We start from the raw sequence: 17,019 nt of genomic DNA, 5'->3' as shown, positions 1-17,019 counted from the left end.
CATCACGAACGGTCTGATGATGGAGGCCCAACTTCGCCAAGCTGGAGGGCGGGGTCGCGGGTCTTCGGTTTCAGCGGGAACCCGGTCGGCGTAGCCAGAAATTTTTGACAGGCGATGGCATCCATCAACTGGCCCGCGACATCCGCGTAGGAACTGCCATCCGGCAGACCGAATGCTTCCCGTAGATCACCGGGGAGAGGCTGGGTCTCGGTCCGCAACGCCAGCGCAGTGCTCCACCACCAGGCAGCAGCCGGCGCCCGGTCGTCCCCGGGAACGGCCCGCCAAGCGCCAAATTCTTTCGCGAGGCGTTCAACCTCGAACAGCTTTGCCGAATCCACGCGATGCCCCGATCTCTCGTTGCAGGCGTAACCTCGCAGCAGCTGAGAAGTTGCACGTGATGGACGAGATCGGTTGGGCACAGAGAATGATGGTTGCGGCGGGACGGGTCGTTCTCAAAGGAGATCTTACGTGATAATGGTTCGCAAATGAACTCGCCTGTTGACATCGCCGTCCGTCACTCGACGTGCCCACACGATTGCCCGTCGGCCTGCGCCCTCGACGTCGAAGTGATCGACGGCTCGACCATCGGGCGACTGCGGGGCTCGAAGCAGCAGACTTACACGGCCGGCGTTATCTGCGCCAAGGTCGCGCGCTACGCCGAGCGTATCCACCATCCGGACCGATTGATCTATCCGATGCGCCGGTCCGGTCCCAAGGGCTCTGCTCAATTCGTGCGGATCGGCTGGGATGAGGCGCTGGACGAAATTGCCGCTCGCTTCAACGCCGCCGAGGCGAAGTTCGGCGCAGAGTCTGTCTGGCCTTATTACTACGCTGGCACGATGGGGCTGGTGATGCGCGACGGCATCAACCGGCTCGCCAACGTCAAGAAGTACTCGCGCTTCTACTCGACGATCTGCTCCAACGTCGCATGGTCGGGCTATGCGGCAGGCACCGGTAAGGTCGCTGGCGTCGATCCGCGTGAGATGACGAAATCCGACCTGATCGTGATCTGGGGCACCAATCCGGTTTCGACGCAGGTCAACGTCATGACTCACGCCGCCCGCGCCCGCAAGGAGCGCGGTGCGCGGATCGCGGCGGTCGACATCTACGACAACGAAACGATGAAGCAGGCGGATATCCGGATCATCGTGCGGCCGGGCACCGACGGCGCCTTCGCCTGCGGCGTCATGCATGTGCTGTTTCGCGAGGGCTACGCCGACCGTGCTTACCTCGATCGCTACACCGACTGCCCGGCCGAGCTTGAGGCACACCTTGCGGCCCGCACGCCGGAGTGGGCGTCAGAGATCTGCGGTGTGCCGGTGCCGGAGATCGAGGCCTTTGCGCGTGCGGTCGGTGAAACCAAGCGCAGCTTCTTCCGTCTCGGATACGGCTTCACCAGGAGCCGCAACGGCGCCGCTCAGATGCATGCCGCGCTGTGTATTCCAGCGGTGACCGGAGCCTGGCAGCACGAAGGCGGCGGTGCTTTCTTCAATAACGGGGCGATTTTCGGCTTCGACAAGACGCTGATCGAAGGTCTCGATACGCTCGATCCCGCGACCAGGGTACTCGATCAGTCCAAGATCGGACGTATCTTGACGGGGGATGTCGAGGCGCTCAGCGGCGGACCGGCCGTCAAGGCGATGCTGATCCAGAACACCAATCCGATGACAGTCGCGCCGGAGCAGGAGCGGGTCCGAGCCGGTTTTGCCCGCGAGGATCTGTTCGTCGCGGTCCATGAGCAGTTCATGACCGAAACTGCACTGATGGCCGATCTGGTGCTGCCGGCCACGATGTTTCTCGAGCACGACGACGTGTATTACGGCGGCGGACATCAGCATATTTCGGTGGGCGCCAAACTGATCGATCCGCCGGGCGAATGCCGCTCCAACCACGAGGTGCTTCAGGGGCTTGCGGCGCGGCTGGGAATTACCCATCCGGCGTTCGCGATGACGCCGCGCGAAGTGATCGATGCGACGCTGAAGAAGAGTGGCCGCGGTCCGATCGAACAGCTCGAAGCAGATCTGTGGCGCGATCTACAGCCTGATTTCAGGACCGCGCATTTCCTCGACGGCTTCGGCCATCCCGATGGCAAGTTCCACTTCCGGGCGGATTGGGGCAACGTACAGGTACCGCGCCAGTTGAAGTTCGGTCCCTGGCAGGAGATGCCGAGCCTGCCTGATCACTGGGCTATCACCGAACAGGTCGACGACGAGCACCCGTTTCGACTGGCGACCAGCCCAGCCCGAAGCTTTCTGAATACCACCTTCAACGAGACACCATCGTCACGCGCGCGCGAAGGCGCGCCGACGGTGCTGATCCATCCGGCGGATGCGGCGTCGATCGAGATCGCAGAGGGGGATCTGGTCACACTCGGTAACGAGCGCGGCGAAACCATGCTGACGGCCAGGATTGATCCCGGGCTGCGTCGCGGTGTGCTGATTGCAGAATCGGTGTTTCCAAACCACGCGCATGCCGGGGGGCGCGGAATCAACGTGCTGACCAGCGCGGATTCCGTCGCGCCGCACGGTGGCGCGGCGTTTCACGACAATAAAGTGTGGGCCAAGAAGGCGTTACAGCCGCTCGCGAAGCGCGACTGAGGTCCGAAACGGCGGCACGAGCCGCTGATCGGCAGTCATTATGCACTTCGCGAGGCGGTTGTCGCAGTCTCAGCGCTGGTGGCCGAGGCCGATACCGAGCTTCAGCGCCTTCTGACGCAGCGAGCCGACGGTCCGCTTGGTCAGCTTGGCGATCTCAGAGACAGGGGTCCGCGCCTTCGAGTGCGCGCGCAACTCCTTGATGTCTTCCTTGGTATATTCGCGCCGGGTGATCTTCGTCTTTTTGGCGGGCTTCGCAGCGGTCTTCGCTACGGTCTTCGCCTTCTTCGCCTTTACTGCAGTCTTTGCAGTCTTGGCAGTCTTTGCCGTCTTGGCTTTAGCTTTCTTTGCCACGCGTAGGCTCCTTTAGTGAAGCGCCCTTCTACTACACTCATTTCGTGCCGACAATTCTGAATTTCACGAAATCTAACTCACCATGAGGCGGCGGTTATCAATCGCTTAAGTCTGCTTAGTTGGGATTTTGGCGAAAATGAGCGCTGCTCAGGTAGTAAATACTGGCCTGCAGGGGTTGATAGGAAGCCCAAAAGCTACGATTGGAGCGCTCGATGGCTGTCCGCTGCTCCAGGTGCGCTGATTCGTCACGATCGCGTGCAGATAACATTTCGAGCGCAGCTGAACGCCCGCAATGCGGGATATTCGTCCAACCAAAGACGTAGTGCGACTAATGGCGAGGGGCGGGCATTCGTCAGCGGCGCGGCGTCAGCGACTTCGACAGCAGCGACCGTGCGCGGTCGAGTTCGGCATCGTAGTACTTTTCGCGCTCTTGCCGCAGTCTGACCTGCAATTTCCGGAATGCAGCAATGCGTTGGACAATTTCCTGCCGTTCGGCTTCGGCGCGCGACGAATTCTCTGTCGTGGTGTGCCCCGCGGGCTCCAATTGAGCGGCAGCGGCCGGTGATGGGCTCGATGATGCTGGTGCACCCGCGGCAAGCCCTGCAATGCGCGAAAGATCGCCTGTTAGCTTGATTGGCGGCTGCTCAAGCTGATTTGGAGGCTTTGAAACGACCGGTTGAGCTTCGGTTTGCGCCAGATGCGGTGTGAGTTGGTTGTTTTGCGGCTTTGTTATCGTCATCAAGATCCTCGACGGCCTCTTTCAGTCCGGTGTGGACCGGGCGTCAACCCGAATTGAGTGCGCATTTCTCGCAACAGTGGATAAGTCCTACCAATCGCGAGCAGTTAAAAGCCGTATCCGCAGCCGATCACTCGGCCCTGTCGGCGGCTTTGTAGGATGGGGAACAAGGGGAAGCGAACGGGGCGGGATGAGGGACGGAGGGAGGAGCGTTCGGGCAAACGCAACAGCGTTTCGCAGGATGTGCGGAAGCCGGCTTTCCCTGGGAAGATGATCCAACAAAGCGCGACCGGCCAGGGCGGCCTGATCAGTCACGCAGTTGTCCATGGCGGATCAACGACGCCAGTTGGTCCCCTCTTCGAACAACCTGCGACTTGCAATCTCCTGCTGCATCGTTCTTATTCGCATCTGCCTTGGCAGTGTCAGCTTCCCTTGACGCAGCTCTTCTGTCGACCAGTTCGTGTATCGGGAAACACCATGTCAGCTCATCACGGTCCTCTTCGTGTCGGCATTGGCGGCCCGGTGGGCTCTGGCAAGACGGCGTTGATGGATCTGCTTTGCAAGTCGATGCGCGAGCGCTACGACATCGCGGCGATCACCAACGACATCTACACCAAATGGGACGCCGAGTTTCTGGTGCGATCGGGGTCTCTCACGCCGGATCGCATTGCCGGCGTCGAAACCGGCGGCTGTCCTCACACTGCAATCCGCGAAGACGCTTCGATGAACCTCGCTGCTGTCGCGGATATGCGCAGTAAATTTCCTGGGCTCGATCTGGTGCTGATCGAATCTGGCGGCGACAATCTGGCGGCGACATTTTCACCCGAACTCGCCGACCTGACGATCTACGTCATCGACGTGTCGGCCGGAGACAAGATTCCCTCTAAAGGTGGTCCCGGTATCACCCGTTCGGACCTGCTCGTGATCAATAAGATCGATCTGGCGCCATACGTTGGTGCCTCGCTGGAGAAGATGGACACCGATGCGCGCCGAATGCGTGGCGAGCGGCCCTTCGTCATGACCAATCTGAAGGCCCGGCAGGGCCTGGATCGCATCATCAGCTTCATCGAAACCAAGGGTGGTTTGACGCCGAGCTCGGCGGTTGGCCAGAACTGATCTAACTTGTTGGCTTTTCGCCGAAATCAGCCCGAGCCGGAACTATACGCAGATCATCCCGTTGCACCTCTTCGGACCTAGACAATCTACTGTAAAGTTAGCATGTCATCAGCAACGGTCCCGGGGTTTGCGATCTCTGTTTGTTCACGTTGGTCGCAGCTATTTACAATGTCGGACGGGGCGACGATGCCTCCTTCGTTGATCGAGTAAAAGCGTTGATACGGCTGGGTTTCATCATCGCGCTGGTGGCGATTGTCGGAATTTTGCTTTCCGGCTTTGCGGCCTTTCGCATCTACGACCAGGAGGCGGCAGTCGAGCGGATCGCTCTTGGCCGCGCCATCGACGTTCATGCAAGCCAGGTTCAAGATCGTCTGACAGAGCGCGAACTGCTGGGCCGTGTCGCGTCGGGGTTGTTTCGGACTCCCGAAGTGATCAAGGCCAACATGCTGAAGCCGCTGCGCTCGTCGATTTACGCCTTCAAGACGGATTTCTTACTGGCGAGCTGGGTCGTACGGTTGAAAGGCAGCGAGTTTGCCGCCGCCGAAGCGGAACTCGCAAGCGCCGGCTATGCCGATATCAAGATCCGGCATTCGGATGGCAGCCTGATCGATCCAGCGACGCAGACCGAGCCGCTCGATGTGGTGCTGGATCTCGAGCCGCGGAATTCCGAGACCACTGCGCTGCTCGGACGCTCTCTGGACGATCATCCGGTGCTCGGCCAGATGTTTGCTCGCTCGCTTGCAGACGGCAAGCCAGAGGCATCCGATCCGGCTCGCCTGCAGGTGCCGGGAAGTCCGATCGGTATCGTTCTGGCAGCTCCGGTGATGAACGAGGACAATTCGAAGGCCATCGGCTTTGTCACCTTTTCATATGATCTCTCCGCGTTGATGCTGACCAACGACGACATGTCGATGTTCTCGGTGGTGCTGAAAGACCCCCGACAGCCGGATGTCGAGCTTGTTGCTGACGATCGTGGCAAGGTCAGCGAACGGACCGTCGGTCGCGACCGGGAGCCGCCGACGATCGTCAGAACCGTGACGTTCGGCGATCGAGATTGGTCGCTGGCTTATTATGCCAAGGTGAGCCCGTATGTTCGAGCTCAGCAGGTGGCGGCGATCGTGGCTGCGACCGGGCTGGCGCTGACCTTCATCATATGCGGCTTGTTCGGCTACGTCAGCAACAGCAACGTCCGGCTTCGCCGCGAGATCGAAATGCGGATCGGTTTCGAACGCCGGCTGACGGCCGTGATCGACGAGCTGAACCACCGGGTGAAGAACATTCTGGCGGTGATCCAGTCCATCGTGACGCGCACGTTGCGGCATGGCTCGGACGTCGACATTGCACGCGAGCTTTTGATCGGGCGGATTCACGCGATGTCCAACGTGGTCTCGCTGTTGAGCGAGAGTCAGTGGCAGGGCGTGATGCTGAAGGGGCTGTTCGAGGCGCGGGCCATTCCGCATGCCGATCGGATCTCGGTGAACGGGCCGGATATCGCGGTCAGCGCGCGTGCTGCGCAAAGCCTGTCGCTGTTGTTTTTTGAGCTGGCATCGCATTCCGACGAGGGGTTGTCATTGGTCGGTAAGCATCCGCACATCGTCGCGACGTGGGAGGTCACGGGCGAGGGAGCGGAGTCCATCTTCAATTTCCGCTGGGAGGAGTTCAACACCAGCGAAGCGACGCGGCGGGCGGAGAGCGACTTCGGAGTGATTCTGCTGGACCGTGTGGCACCGGAGGCCCTTGGTGGTACGGCCAAGCGCTATTTCACCGATGTCAGCTACGTCTACGAACTCACCGCACCAATGGTGACAGTCGTCGATATGAACGAGCGCGACCGCACCGGCCAAATTTCGGCGCCGCTGCGAGGCGGCTGATAGGACCCGGCGGGTTGTCTCAAGCGGGTTGAAAACAGGGCGGCTGCGCTAGGCGCCTTGATCCGCCATTGTCGGCGTATCAACTCGACGAGGCGGTCCGATGGATAACAAACATCGGGCCAGCAAAAATTCGAGATCGCCCATGGGTGCGCCCCATATAATAAAGAAGCGGCCCGGGGGCCGCTTCTTGTCTTGCTTCCGATATCGCTTCCAGATCAGCCGTTGCTACCGATCACGGCCCGAACGGTGTCGTCCGGACCGAAATCTTCGGCACCGTCGACATAGAGCAGGGCGCTCAGCTTGGATCGAGCCCGGTTCACGCGGCTCTTGATCGTACCGACCGCGCAACCGCAAATCGCCGCGGCGTCCTCGTACGAGAATCCGGAGGCGCCCACAAGGATGAGGGCTTCCCGCTGATCCTGAGGAAGCTTGTCGAGCGCCGTGCGAAACTCCTCGAATTCGAGATGCGCATTTTGACCCGGCTGTGACTTCAGCGTCTTGGCGTAGCTGCCGTCTGCATCCTCAACCTCGCGCCGCCGTTTCCGGTAATCGGACCGAAATAAATTCCGCAGGATGGTAAAAAGCCAGGCCGGCAGGTTCGATCCCGGTTGGAAGGAGTCGATGTTGGCCAGCGCGCGTAAAAGCGTTTCCTGAACGAGGTCGTCGGCTCGGTCACCATTTCCGCTCAGTGAAATCGCGAAAGCGCGCAAACTTGGCACTGCTGCCAGAATGTCGTCCCGGAGTGAGTCGGTGAGAGGCATTAGTCCCTCCCCTCGCTGTCAGCCGATGCGGCGCTCGGTTGCTCTGCCTCATCTAGCCGCTTGATCAGGTCCGCAAAACGATCAGGCACCCCCTGCCGAACGACATCGTCGTACATGGCACGCAGCTGGTGGCCGATCCGGGCCTGGATCTCTTGGTTCAACCCGCCTTTACTGCCAGGCGCCGACTTCTTCATGGTGTTCGCCTTGAATTCTGCCATGACTGATCCAATGTTTTCCCCATGGTCAAGTCCCCTGAATCTCTAGGGTTTTGCTTGATTTTTGAAGGTGTGTCGTCTCACTTGGGAGCCTAATTCGGCAGCGCCGCCAAAGTTCCCGGATACGATGGAACTTTAAGATCGCTTCGGCGTAGTCAAACCTGCAGGGGAGGCCGGCCGCCCCGAGTGATCGTCGGCCGAGACAAGCTTCGAGATTGGAGTGGGGATGTCGAGATCGCAATTGGTTGCTGAGCATTTACCGTTGCTGCGCCGTTATGCGCGCGCGCTGACCGGAAGTCAGGCTTCCGGTGATGCCTATGTGGCGGCAATGCTTGAAGCGCTTCTGCAGGACCCAAGCCTGCTGGACGAGCGAAATGGACCGCGCGCCGCGCTTTTTCGACTGTTTGCCCAGATCTGGAATTCGGTGGCGCTGAACGACGACTCCGAGGTCAGATCATTGCCGATGCCGTCCGAGCGTCGACTGTCTGCGATCACGCCGCTGCCGCGTCAGGCTTTCTTGTTGCTTTCGCTCGAAGGTTTTTCCGAGGAAGAGGTGGCGTTCGTCCTCAACACCGACGTTAACGAGGTTCGTCAGCTCGCCGACTCGGCCGGTCGAGAGATGGCGGAAGAGATCGCCACCGACGTCCTCATCATTGAAGATGAGACCTTCATAGCGATGGACCTCGAGAGCCTGGTGAAGAACCTTGGGCACAACGTGATCGGTGTCGCGCGGACGCACTCGGATGCGATTGCGCTGGCACGGACCCAGAAGCCGGGTCTGATCCTGGCCGACATCCAGCTTGCGGACGGAAGCTCGGGTCTCGATGCTGTTAACGAGCTGCTAAAGACCTTCGAAGTGCCGGTGGTGTTCATTACGGCTTATCCAGAGCGCTTCCTGACCGGCGAGCGTCCGGAGCCGGCGTTCCTGATCTCGAAGCCCTTCCAGCCTGCGATGGTTTCGGCCGTCGCCAGTCAGGCACTCTTCTTCCAGCGGAATTCGCGTAATCGGGCGCCGAACGCGGCCGTCTCCTAGGCCCACCGCCCAATCATCAAGCCGCTTGCGCCAGCATGGTGCAGGCGGCTTTTTCGTGCGCTGCATGTAGTGGGACGGCCCGCAAAAAAGAACAGGGCGCAGCTGGCATCACCACAGCTGCGCCCTGCATCGCCGGTTAATTGGGGCAGGGGGGACTAACCGGCGCTCATCCAACGTGCATGCGCAGAATTTCGTTCCGACGGTTAAGGGACATTTTCTCACACACTTAGTTGATCAACCAATTTCGAACCGAATGGGCGCCAGAGCGATTAATTTGTACGACGGCTCTTGACAAGCCGTCGAAAATTGGATGCGGCGATCGTGCCGCGGGCGTGCAAATCAGCGGCGGTTGCCATGTCACATATCGTGCGGGGAATTTTCGGCGTTCTTGCGGTCGCGGGTTCGTTGGGTGTTGCCCAGTTGGCAGTGGGGGGCGACCTCAGTCAGCAGGCCAACTTCCAGAATAATAGCCACGCCACGGTCCAAAGCGTCAATCGGGGCAGCAAGACCGATCGCGGCGCAACATTTCAATCGGCTGTGGCGAGCCAGACCTATGGCGTGACGCTGGTTGGGCAGTCGGTGCTGGTCCGCGTCCCCGACGCACAGCTCGGCCAGGCCACTCGCCCTTCTGCCCAGCGCCCAACAGTTGCCCCGCGTCGGATCGTGGCATGCGAGCCAGTGGTGAGTGTGCTCACCGAGGTCGCGAAGAATCTCGAACCCGGCCGGTGTGTGACCTGATCCAACAGTGATCGCGTCAAGCTCGCTCAAGCAATCTCATACTTATCGAACACGTCGCCCGGCCGTACAGGCTGGGCAATTTTTTGCGCTTGAGGCTTTCCGTTCAGCCTTGTGGCGAATCTACGACATCTGAATCCTGCACTGTCGCCTCTGATTGACGCGGTAAAAGCAGGGTAGATCGCGACGCGGAGCAGCCTAGCCCCGGTCTTTTGTGCCGGGAAGGTGCGGCGCGTCGGCCGGCATCAGGTGCTCCTTCAGCACCAGCCCGACGATGAGCAGCGGCGACGCCAGGAAGCCGCCCATCGGTCCCCACAACCAGGTCCAGAACGCGAGCGCGATAAAGACGGCGAGCGCGTTGAGCTCCAACCGGCGGCCGATGATGGTCGGCGTAATGAAATGGCCCTCGACGAAGGTCAGCAGCGCGAAGCCAAGCGGTCCAATCAAGGCTGCGCCGAGCGTTGGCATTGAGACAATGCCGACCAGCGTCAGAATGATGAACATCACCGATGGACCGATGATCGGGATGAAGTTGAGGATCGCCGCCAGCGCCCCAAGGGCGGCAGGGTTCGGCATCCCGGCCAGCGCACAGACTACGCCTGTGGCGGCGCCATAGCACAAATTGATCGTCGTCACCGTGAGCAGGTAGCCGCCGAGGCTCATCTCGAGTTCGTTGAGGATCCGCAGCGTTCGAAGCCGCGCGTCGCGGTCGCCGAAGTTCATCACCAGCGCACGGCGTAAGTCCTTCCAACTGGCGACGAACAACACCAGCGTCACCAGAAACAGCAGGAATTCCGTCAGGGTTGGTGACACGAATTCCAGAGTAGGCTGCATCCACTCTATCTGTGGCATCTGGATCGGAGCGGACGGCGTAGCCTCGGAGCCGCCAACGGACGCCTGCAATTGCCGCCACAAACCTAGTGGCTTTTCCATGAAGCTCAGCTTGTCCCGTAGCAGCCCACCCAGTTCGGGCAGGCGGCTGCTCCATTCGATCACAGGTACCGAGATCAGTGCGACCATAAAGCCGACGGTGACCAAGGCGAGGCCGACAATCAAGACGGCGCAGACCGGGCGCGGCAGCCGCCAGCGCTCCAGGAAGGTGGCTGCGGGCGACAGCATCGTTCCGATCACGAACGCGGTGACGATCGGGAGAAAGAAGGGCTTGGCGACGTAGAGCAGACCGGTCGTGACGATGATCAGCAGGGCCACCAATGCGAAGGCGACGACTTCGGTCCGCCTGATCAGCGGCGGCCTTTCTTCTGTGCTGTCGGGAATCGGCGTGCCGGCAGGCTCGACGGGAATAATACGCACGAGAGACCCACCCAGCTTCTGCGTTCGAGATCGCGTTGAAAGCGGCGCTCCGCGCCGGTTGCGCGTGCGGCTAAACACACGGCAGCTTGCGGCTTCAACAGTAAGTTCGATCGAAAGTTCCGGAGGGGGGCGGCGTCAAAAGGGCTTGGTGCAACCGCGATCTGCTGAAAGGCAGGAACAGTTAGCAGGCGATCGCGTTGCTCAGCAGCGTCTCAGATGATGCGGCGACCAGGCGGGGACATCAAGATGATTAATACTAGGATCTCATCGCGGTGCAAATCGATGACGCGGCCACTGCTGGCCATCGCCGCGGCTCTCCTGCTGACGACCGCTCTGCCTGGCGCAGCGTCGGCCCAGATGATGGGCTACGCCGCGGCGCCGCAAACGGGTCCGTTCGGGGCCGATGACGAGGTACTGGCAACGCCGCCCGCCGCCCAGCTCGACGCATCTGGCTCTGATGAAGATTCACAATTGTCCGATCGGCTGCGCCGCCAAGTTGTCCGGTATGACAGCAACGAGCCGGCCGGCACCATCGTGATCGATACAGCGAATACCTATCTCTACTACGTAATCGGTGGAGGTCGTGCGATCCGATACGGCGTCGGCGTCGGCAGGGAAGGTTTCACTTGGGCCGGCACCCAGACGATCACGCGCAAGGCCGAATGGCCGGATTGGCATCCGCCGGCGCAGATGATCGCGCGCCAGCCTTATCTGCCGCGCTTCATGGCAGGCGGTCCCGGTAATCCCCTTGGCGCACGCGCGATGTATCTCGGTTCGACCGAATATCGCATTCACGGCACCAACGATCCCTCCACGATCGGGAAGTTCGTATCTTCGGGCTGCATCCGATTGACCAATGAAGATGTCGAGGATCTGTTCAGCCGAACCCGAATTGGCAGCCGCGTTGTGGTGTTGCCGAAATCGTCCCCAAATTTGGAGGCTCGCAGCAGCCGGACGCAGCGGCAGGCGATGAACCTCTCGGTCTCCTCGGTCGACTAATCCCGGACGACGGAGGTCTCAATGATCCGCCCTGCAGGCAATCTCACCGCAGCCGCCGTCACTCTGGTGGCTGCACTTGGCATCAGCTCCGCGGCTTCCGCCCAGGATTTCTTCTCTGCGCTGTTTCACGGCTATCAGCCCCAGGCGCGCGCCTATGCACCCGAACGTGCGTTTCCATTCGCAAGTGAAGGCGATTATGCGCCGCGGCGTGCGCGCCCGATTCAGCGCTCCTACGCCAGCGGGGGCGGTCAGGCATTCTGCGTGCGCACCTGCGATGGTCGTTATTTTCCAATATCGGCGACCGGCGATGCAACCAAAGAAGTGACCTGCAACAGCTTCTGCCCGGCCAGCGAAACCAAGGTCGTCTACGGCTCGACGATCGATGCCGCCCGCACGTCGGGGGGGAAGCCGTATTCCGAGTTGCCGAATGCCTTTAAATTCCGGGCCGAGATTGTTGACGGGTGCACCTGCAACGGAAAGGATCATTTCGGTTTGGCGAAGATCAAACTTGAAGACGATCCGACCTTGCGCCGCGGCGATATCGTCGCGAACGAAGACGGCCTGAAGGTCGCAAGCCGCATCGACCGCCGCGACGGCGCCGTGAATTATTCGCCTGTCTCGGCAGCATCGATGCGGGCCGCTTTCGGTAAAGTTCCGGTCGTCGCGTCAAACTGAACGGCAAACCTGACACGACATAGCCGATGGCCGGCTTCACACCGCTATCGGTTTTTCGTTTCGGCTGGTGAGGCGAAGGCGATACGCCGGGCGCGGCATCAGTTCAGTTCCGGTTCTGGAACTCCGTCGCGCTCTAATCGTTGTTGCGGGGCGGGTGGGCCGCGGGCTGAAAGGGATTTGCGATGCTGATCGGTATTCTGGTTACTTTCCTGGTCGTTATTCTGGTGCTTTACCTCATAAATCTGCTGCCGCTCGATGGGCGGGCAAAGCAGATCGCCCGAGTGGTGGTGATCATCATCGGCATCATCTCGCTGCTGAAATATCTTGCGGTGTTCTAAGCGCTTCAGCGAGGACCAGACAAAAGGGCGCGCGTCGTGCGACGTGCGCCCTTTTTCACGAGTCGGGCGATCGTCCCATGGAGCCGATACGGCAAAGAAAAACCTCCCCGCGCACGGGGAGGTTCATCGAAATCAAATCCAGATATACGACGCGCGGGTTAGCGCAGCGTTTCCAGATGCGCCGCCTTCGCCTCGCGGCGGCGTTCGTGCAGGATGTATTCGGTGTAGCCGTTCGGCTGAGTGCGGCCCTTGAAGATCAGGTCGCAGGCCGCCTCGAACGCGACGCCGTCGAAGTCCGGCGCCATCGGGCGATATAGCGCATCGCCTTCGTTCTGCTTGTCGACCACCACGGCCATCCGCTTCAGCGACTCCATCACCTGCTCCTTGGTGACGACGCCGTGGTGCAGCCAGTTGGCGAGATGCTGGCTGGAGATGCGCAGCGTGGCGCGGTCTTCCATCAGGCCGACATCGTGGATGTCCGGCACCTTGGAGCAGCCGACGCCCTGGTCGATCCAGCGCACCACGTAGCCGAGGATGCCCTGGCAGTTGTTGTCGATCTCCTGGCGGACGTCGTCCGGCGCCCAGTTCGAGTTCGACACCGGGATGGTGAGAATGTCCTCGAGCTTGGCGCGGGGCCCGCCCTTGGCGAGTTCCTGCTGCCGCGCGATCACGTCGACCTGGTGATAGTGCAGGGCGTGCAACGTCGCGGCGGTCGGCGACGGCACCCAGGCGGTGGTGGCGCCGGCCTGAGGATGGCCGATCTTCTGCGTCAGCATGTCGGCCATCTTGTCGGGAGCCGCCCACATGCCCTTGCCGATCTGCGCGTGGCCGGGCAGGCCGTCGACCAGACCGGTGTCGACGTTCCAGTCCTCATAGGCCTTGATCCAGGGCTGCGCCTTCATCTCGTTCTTGCGGATCATCGGACCCGCTTCCATCGAGGTGTGGATCTCGTCGCCGGTGCGGTCGAGGAAGCCGGTGTTGATGAAGCAGATCCGCTTCGACGCGTTCTGGATGCAGGCCTTGAGGTTCACCGTGGTGCGGCGCTCCTCATCCATGATGCCGACCTTCAGGGTGTTCTCCGGCAGGCCGAGCATTTTCTCGACGCGGGCGAACAGTTCGACCGTCAGCGCCACTTCGTCCGGGCCGTGCATCTTCGGCTTGACGATGTAGACCGAGCCGGTGCGGCTGTTGCGGGTCTTGCCGAGCGCCTTGAGGTCGTTGATCGCCAGCAGGCCCGACACCGCGGCGTCGAGGAAGCCTTCCGGAATCTCCTGACCTTCGCTGTCGAGCACCGCATCGGTCCACATGTGATGGCCGACGTTGCGCATCAGAAGAAGACTACGCCCGTGCAGCGTGAGCTGCTTGCCGTCGGGGCCGGTGTAGGTGCGATCGCCGTTGAGCGCGCGGGTGACGGTCTTGCTGCCCTTGTCGAAGCTCTCCGACAGCGTGCCGTCCATCAGGCCGAGGGTGTTGCGATAGATCAGCACCTTGTCTTCGGCGTCGACGGCGGCGACCGAGTCTTCCATGTCCAGGATGGTCGACACCGCGGATTCAATCACCAGGTCGGCGACGCCGGCCGCATCGTCCTTGCCGATATTGTTGGTGCGGTCGATCTTGATCTCGATATGCAGGCCGTTGTTGACCAGCAGCACGGCGTTCGGCGACGCGGCGTCGCCATTATAGCCGGCGAACTGCTCGGGCTTTTTCAGGCCGGTGGCATTGCCGCTCTTCAGCTTGGCCGAGAACTGGCCGGCGATCACGCTGTAGCCGGTGACGTCGCTGTGGCTGCCGGCCACCAGCGGGGCAGCCTGATCGAGGAACGCCTTGGCCTTGGCGATCACCTTGTCGCCGCGGACCTTGTCGTAGCCCTTGGCCTGGGTGGCTTCCTGCGGGATCGCGTCGGTGCCGTAGAACGCGTCGTACAGCGAGCCCCAGCGCGCGTTGGCGGCGTTCAGCGCGTAGCGCGCGTTCGACAGCGGCACCACCAGCTGCGGGCCGCACAGCTTGCCGATTTCCTCGTCGACATTGGCGGTCTCGACCGGCGCGGTTTTGGGCTCCGGCTGCAGATAGCCGATCTCCTTCAGGAAGGCGGTGTAGGCCGCCATGTCCTGCTTCTTGCCCTTGTTGGCGAGGTGCCAGGCGTCGATCTTGGCCTGCAGGTCGTCGCGCGTCTTCAGCAGCGCGCGGGTCTTCGGCGTCAGGTCGCGCAGGATCGCGGCGAGCCCGGCCCAGAATGCGTCGGGGTCTACCCCGGTCTTCGGCGCGGCCTCCTTGGCGATGAAGTCGAACAGGACGGGCGCGATTTTCAAGCCGTGGGCGTCAATACGATTCATATGAGGATGTCTCGCGAGAAAGGGCGCCGAAGCGGCAGCCCGTTTCAGGGTTCGAAATGAGCCGATGCCGCCAGAGACGGCCCCGGGGGCGCCTCTTTTAGCGCCAAAGGCGCGGGTATTGGAAGGGGCCCCGAGGCGGTGCGGAGCTACGGCGCCGGATGCTCATCCGTTGCCAGCCGCTCCACCAGGATCTTGAGCAGGATCGTCAGCAGGGCGACGGCCGTCAGGGTCGTCGCGGCTGCGAACGCACCTGCGACATTATAGTCCTGGTACAGCAGCTCGATCTGCAGCGGCAGCGTGGTGGTCTGGCCGCGGACGTTGCCGGATACCACTGAGACTGCACCGAATTCGCCCAGCACGCGGGCGTTGCACAAGATCGCGCCGTACAGCACCGCCCAGCGGATGTTCGGCAGCGTGACCCGCAGGAAGGTGGCGAAGCCGCCCGCCCCGAGCGTCACCGCGGCTTCCTCCTCGTCAGTGCCCTGCACCTGCATCAGCGGGATCAGCTCGCGCGCCACATAGGGCGCGGTGACGAACATGCTGGCGAGCACGATGCCCGGCAGCGCGAACATCACCTTTAGCCCGAGCGCATCGAGCAGGGGGCCGAACAACCCCTGCGTGCCGTAGACGAACAGATAGGCGACGCCGGCCACGATCGGCGAGATCGAGTAAGGCAGTTCGATCAGCGCGATCAGCAGGGTGCGGCCTGGAAAATCAAACTTTGTCACGGTCCAGGCCGCGGCGAGGCCGAACAGGATGTTGACCGGCACGACGATCAGCGCGGTCACGGTGGTCAGCCACATCGCGTGCAGCGTGCCCGGATCGCTGAGGTTGCGCAGGAAGACGCCGATGCCCTGTGCGAAGGCCGAGCTGAGGATCACCGCCAGCGGTGCGACCAGGATGAACAGCGTCACCACGCCGACGATGCCGAGCACGACCAAGCGGGTCACCGGGCCGGCACCGACCGGCGTCACCATCCAATCCTTCTTCTTCGGGGCGGCTTTCTGGGCTGCGTGCGGTTTGCTCATCACACGCCTCCGCGTCCGAGATAGCGCAGCTGCCAGGCCTGCACCGCGTTGGTGACCAGCAGCATCGTGAACGCCATCGCCAGCATCACCACCGCGATCGTGGCGGCGGCCGGATAGTCGTATTCCTCGAGCCGGATGAAGGCGAGCAGGGCGACGATCTCGGTCTTCATCGGCTGATTACCGGCGATGAAGATCACCGCGCCGAACTCGCCGAGACTGCGCGCGAAGGACAGCGAGCAGCCGGCGAGCAGCGCCGGGAAGATCGACGGGAAGATGATCTTTGCCAGGATCTGCAGATCACTGGCGCCGAGCGAGCGGCTCGCTTCCTCGACGTCGGTGCCGAGATCCTCGATCACCGGCTGAACGGTGCGGACCACGAACGGAATGCTGGTGAACGCCATCGCGATGCCGATACCGAGCGGCGTGTAGACCACGCTGAGCCCGAGCGGCTCGAGTACGGAGCCGAACCAGCCGGTCTTGGAGAACAGCGCCGTGAGGGCGAGGCCGGCGACGGCGGTCGGCAGCGCGAACGGCACGTCGACCAGTGCGTCGAGCACCCGCTTTCCCGGAAACTGATAGCGCGCCAGCACCCAGGCGAGCAGCGTGCCGTAGATCGCGTTGAAGATCGTGGCCGCCAGCGCCATCGTCACCGTGAGCCTTATCGCCGCCAGCGTCCGCGGCGACGACAGGATCGCCCAGAGCTGCGCCGCGCCGATATCCGACGCCTTCAGGATCAGCGCAGCCAGCGGCAGCAACACGATCGTGCCGAGATACAGCAACGTGATGCCGAGGCTGAGGCCAAAACCGGGAATGACGCTGCGTCGCAAGGGATGCCTTATGGATTGATGAGGTCACCGCGAGCGCGGCAGGCTCCCTCTCCCCGCGTGCGGGGAGAGGGGTGGGGTGAGGGGGCGCCTCCG

Annotated in this window: 17 protein-coding genes; 8 read left to right on the top strand and 9 right to left on the bottom strand. The window is 61.9% G+C overall.

From position 1 onward, the window contains the following. Positions 1–2 precede the first annotated feature (2 nt). Positions 3–338, bottom strand: a complete 336-nt coding sequence (locus LPW26_RS10525; protein ID WP_238734969.1) for a hypothetical protein — start codon at positions 336–338, stop codon at positions 3–5. 147 nt (positions 339–485) lie between these two features. Between LPW26_RS10525 and LPW26_RS10520 the strand changes: the two genes are divergently transcribed. After that, positions 486–2,597, top strand: a complete 2,112-nt coding sequence (locus LPW26_RS10520) for a molybdopterin oxidoreductase family protein (protein ID WP_238734968.1) — start codon at positions 486–488, stop codon at positions 2,595–2,597. 69 nt (positions 2,598–2,666) lie between these two features. Here LPW26_RS10520 and LPW26_RS10515 read toward each other — a convergent pair whose 3' ends face one another. Beyond that, complete coding sequence (locus LPW26_RS10515) at positions 2,667–2,948, bottom strand: hypothetical protein (RefSeq protein ID WP_238734967.1); 282 nt, start codon at positions 2,946–2,948, stop codon at positions 2,667–2,669. 352 nt (positions 2,949–3,300) lie between these two features. Further along, a complete protein-coding gene (locus LPW26_RS10510) occupies positions 3,301–3,687 on the bottom strand; it encodes a hypothetical protein (protein ID WP_238734966.1) in 387 nt (128 codons plus the stop codon). 474 nt (positions 3,688–4,161) lie between these two features. On the opposite strand from LPW26_RS10510, the gene ureG reads away from it, so the two are divergent. Both ureG and LPW26_RS10500 read left to right on the top strand, forming a co-directional pair. Then, positions 4,162–4,800, top strand: coding sequence for an urease accessory protein UreG (gene ureG, locus LPW26_RS10505; RefSeq protein WP_238735165.1), 639 nt, complete (start codon positions 4,162–4,164; stop codon positions 4,798–4,800). Between the two features lie 215 nt (positions 4,801–5,015). Beyond that, positions 5,016–6,671 (top strand): HWE histidine kinase domain-containing protein, encoded by a 1,656-nt coding sequence (locus tag LPW26_RS10500; RefSeq protein WP_238735164.1) that lies wholly within the window; start codon positions 5,016–5,018, stop codon positions 6,669–6,671. A 215-nt stretch (positions 6,672–6,886) separates the two neighbouring features. Here LPW26_RS10500 and LPW26_RS10495 read toward each other — a convergent pair whose 3' ends face one another. After that, the gene (locus LPW26_RS10495) at positions 6,887–7,432 is read right to left on the bottom strand and encodes a sigma-70 family RNA polymerase sigma factor (RefSeq protein WP_054164151.1); all 546 of its coding nucleotides are present in this window, start codon (positions 7,430–7,432) and stop codon (positions 6,887–6,889) included. Then, positions 7,432–7,650, bottom strand: coding sequence for a NepR family anti-sigma factor (locus LPW26_RS10490; RefSeq protein WP_238734965.1), 219 nt, complete (start codon positions 7,648–7,650; stop codon positions 7,432–7,434). Before LPW26_RS10490 ends, LPW26_RS10495 begins: the two co-directional genes overlap by 1 nt. A 223-nt stretch (positions 7,651–7,873) precedes the next feature. Between LPW26_RS10490 and LPW26_RS10485 the strand changes: the two genes are divergently transcribed. Both LPW26_RS10485 and LPW26_RS10480 read left to right on the top strand, forming a co-directional pair. Further along, positions 7,874–8,680: a response regulator gene (locus tag LPW26_RS10485; protein WP_238734964.1), complete on the top strand. Its 807-nt coding sequence runs from the start codon at positions 7,874–7,876 to the stop codon at positions 8,678–8,680. A 354-nt stretch (positions 8,681–9,034) separates the two neighbouring features. Then, the gene (locus tag LPW26_RS10480) at positions 9,035–9,418 is read left to right on the top strand and encodes a hypothetical protein (protein WP_238734963.1); all 384 of its coding nucleotides are present in this window, start codon (positions 9,035–9,037) and stop codon (positions 9,416–9,418) included. Positions 9,419–9,613: 195 nt separating this feature from the next. On the opposite strand, the gene LPW26_RS10475 is transcribed toward LPW26_RS10480, so the two are convergent. After that, a complete protein-coding gene (locus LPW26_RS10475) occupies positions 9,614–10,726 on the bottom strand; it encodes an AI-2E family transporter (protein ID WP_238734962.1) in 1,113 nt (370 codons plus the stop codon). 246 nt (positions 10,727–10,972) lie between these two features. Between LPW26_RS10475 and LPW26_RS10470 the strand changes: the two genes are divergently transcribed. The 3 genes from LPW26_RS10470 to LPW26_RS10460 all read left to right on the top strand — a co-directional run bounded on the left by LPW26_RS10470 (position 10,973) and on the right by LPW26_RS10460 (position 12,738). Further along, entirely contained in the window at positions 10,973–11,725 is a 753-nt protein-coding gene (locus LPW26_RS10470) for a L,D-transpeptidase (protein ID WP_238735163.1), read from the top strand. A gap of 21 nt (positions 11,726–11,746) precedes the next feature. Further along, a complete protein-coding gene (locus tag LPW26_RS10465) occupies positions 11,747–12,400 on the top strand; it encodes a DUF2865 domain-containing protein (RefSeq protein ID WP_238734959.1) in 654 nt (217 codons plus the stop codon). Between the two features lie 182 nt (positions 12,401–12,582). Next, positions 12,583–12,738, top strand: coding sequence for a Thivi_2564 family membrane protein (locus LPW26_RS10460; protein WP_238734957.1), 156 nt, complete (start codon positions 12,583–12,585; stop codon positions 12,736–12,738). 158 nt (positions 12,739–12,896) lie between these two features. On the opposite strand, the gene LPW26_RS10455 is transcribed toward LPW26_RS10460, so the two are convergent. From LPW26_RS10455 to cysT, 3 genes are all read right to left on the bottom strand, one after another. Continuing rightward, entirely contained in the window at positions 12,897–15,071 is a 2,175-nt protein-coding gene (locus LPW26_RS10455) for a malate synthase G (RefSeq protein WP_238734955.1), read from the bottom strand. 146 nt (positions 15,072–15,217) lie between these two features. Beyond that, positions 15,218–16,099, bottom strand: coding sequence for a sulfate ABC transporter permease subunit CysW (gene cysW, locus LPW26_RS10450; RefSeq protein ID WP_238734953.1), 882 nt, complete (start codon positions 16,097–16,099; stop codon positions 15,218–15,220). Further along, complete coding sequence (gene cysT / locus LPW26_RS10445) at positions 16,099–16,926, bottom strand: sulfate ABC transporter permease subunit CysT (protein ID WP_238734951.1); 828 nt, start codon at positions 16,924–16,926, stop codon at positions 16,099–16,101. The genes cysW and cysT overlap by 1 nt, the downstream gene beginning before the upstream one ends. Positions 16,927–17,019 lie beyond the last annotated feature (93 nt).

Source organism: Rhodopseudomonas infernalis (genome assembly GCF_022271405.1).
GTDB classification, from domain to species: Bacteria; Pseudomonadota; Alphaproteobacteria; order Rhizobiales; family Xanthobacteraceae; genus Rhodopseudomonas; species Rhodopseudomonas infernalis.
The sequence above is the reverse complement of the archived record's forward strand: the minus strand, read 5'-3'. Positions and strand labels throughout refer to the sequence as shown.

What these genes read in the sequence shown, in the direction of transcription:
- LPW26_RS10460 (WP_238734957.1), top strand. Translation starts at nt 12,583, where the DNA reads ATGCTGATCGGTATTCTGGTTACTTTCCTGGTCGTTATTCTGGTGCTT.
- LPW26_RS10455 (WP_238734955.1), bottom strand. Translation starts at nt 15,071, where the DNA reads ATGAATCGTATTGACGCCCACGGCTTGAAAATCGCGCCCGTCCTGTTC.
- LPW26_RS10485 (WP_238734964.1), top strand. Translation starts at nt 7,874, where the DNA reads ATGTCGAGATCGCAATTGGTTGCTGAGCATTTACCGTTGCTGCGCCGT.
- LPW26_RS10470 (WP_238735163.1), top strand. Translation starts at nt 10,973, where the DNA reads ATGATTAATACTAGGATCTCATCGCGGTGCAAATCGATGACGCGGCCA.
- LPW26_RS10495 (WP_054164151.1), bottom strand. Translation starts at nt 7,432, where the DNA reads ATGCCTCTCACCGACTCACTCCGGGACGACATTCTGGCAGCAGTGCCA.
- LPW26_RS10480 (WP_238734963.1), top strand. Translation starts at nt 9,035, where the DNA reads ATGTCACATATCGTGCGGGGAATTTTCGGCGTTCTTGCGGTCGCGGGT.
- LPW26_RS10490 (WP_238734965.1), bottom strand. Translation starts at nt 7,650, where the DNA reads ATGGCAGAATTCAAGGCGAACACCATGAAGAAGTCGGCGCCTGGCAGT.
- LPW26_RS10510 (WP_238734966.1), bottom strand. Translation starts at nt 3,687, where the DNA reads ATGACGATAACAAAGCCGCAAAACAACCAACTCACACCGCATCTGGCG.
- LPW26_RS10520 (WP_238734968.1), top strand. Translation starts at nt 486, where the DNA reads ATGAACTCGCCTGTTGACATCGCCGTCCGTCACTCGACGTGCCCACAC.
- LPW26_RS10465 (WP_238734959.1), top strand. Translation starts at nt 11,747, where the DNA reads ATGATCCGCCCTGCAGGCAATCTCACCGCAGCCGCCGTCACTCTGGTG.
- ureG (WP_238735165.1), top strand. Translation starts at nt 4,162, where the DNA reads ATGTCAGCTCATCACGGTCCTCTTCGTGTCGGCATTGGCGGCCCGGTG.
- cysW (WP_238734953.1), bottom strand. Translation starts at nt 16,099, where the DNA reads ATGAGCAAACCGCACGCAGCCCAGAAAGCCGCCCCGAAGAAGAAGGAT.